Origin of the sequence: Corynebacterium sp. HMSC034H07 (assembly GCF_001815175.1) — a bacterium.
In the GTDB taxonomy this organism is placed as follows: domain Bacteria; phylum Actinomycetota; class Actinomycetes; order Mycobacteriales; family Mycobacteriaceae; genus Corynebacterium; species Corynebacterium hiratae.
The window spans coordinates 1-910 of record NZ_KV819497.1 but is presented as its reverse complement, the minus strand read 5'-3'; the positions used below and the strand labels follow the sequence as shown (position 1 = coordinate 910).

General features: G+C 55.1%; 2 protein-coding genes. One reads left to right on the top strand and one right to left on the bottom strand.

Features of this window, described 5'->3' with window-relative positions; all coding sequences use genetic code 11:
• The first annotated feature begins 126 nt into the window (after positions 1-126).
• Complete coding sequence (locus tag HMPREF3009_RS01645) at positions 127-531, top strand: hypothetical protein (protein ID WP_232760872.1); 405 nt, start codon at positions 127-129, stop codon at positions 529-531.
• Here HMPREF3009_RS01645 and HMPREF3009_RS01640 read toward each other — a convergent pair.
• A partial coding sequence (locus tag HMPREF3009_RS01640) for a transposase (RefSeq protein WP_198531098.1) occupies positions 505-910 on the bottom strand: 406 nt, incomplete at its 5' end. The two genes, HMPREF3009_RS01645 and HMPREF3009_RS01640, sit on opposite strands and share 27 nt — an antisense overlap.

The following is a 910-nucleotide window of genomic DNA, read 5'->3' as shown; positions in this document are numbered from 1 at the left end:
ACCTGCATGAATGCACTTCCAGGTCTGCACTTTTAGGCTGGGCACCGGATTACAGGTAGTGCGGCGGAGGTGAAGAACGGAAGCCTATCTGTGGCGAGGCACACAAAGCTGGGTTATGAGTAGTGCATGAACAATGAACAACTCTTTAGCTTTTTAGACCAGCACCTTATCGACCTTCGGAAGCTGCCCAATGATGATCCCCGGTGGAAGAAGGTGCATGCCGGCAAGGTGGCCAAACTGGCGTGGTGCTTCGTGCTGCCGATGGTGCATTGGCACGAACTCAAGCCGTGGCAGAAGGAGACCGCGAAGGCGTACGTGCTCGGGTTGACCTTGCCCAAGGCGACATTAGTGGGAAAGTCCGCCGCCCTTATTCACGGCATTCCGCTGGTTGTGCCGCCGACCGAATGGGAGGCAACGTTGCCTTCGAACTCGGTACCTCCACGATCTAAAGCCACTGTCCGTTATCGCCGCATGGACTTGCGCGGTAAAGAGGCCCTTCCGGTTTTAGAGTGCGTTGATTTTGTCCTGTAGTTGTCCGGAGTGGATTAGGCATCGCAAGATGTAGTGGTTGAGGTTTTTAAATCCTAGGGCGATGCCGCGTAGGTGTTCGAGTCTGCCGTTGATTGCCTCGACGGGGCCGTTGGAGGCACCGATATCGAAGTAGGCGAGCACATCTTTGCGTCGACGCCACAGGGTGCGTCCTAGTTGGGCGAGCTCTTCTAGGCCTTGTGGTAATCCTTTACGTAGGGTGTGGATGATGCGTTTCATGAGCTTTTTGCCTTCCGATTTCTTCGGATGCGCGTACGCTGCGATCATGTCTTGGTAGAGCAGCCACGTTACTTCTAGGGCCACGTAGTTATCATCGGTGGCCCACAACATCTCTAAGCGGTGCTTTTGCCGCTCGGTGAGA

Excerpts from the sequence above, each read along its gene's own strand:
- HMPREF3009_RS01645 (WP_232760872.1), top strand. The coding sequence starts at position 127 with ATGAACAATGAACAACTCTTTAGCTTTTTAGACCAGCACCTTATCGAC.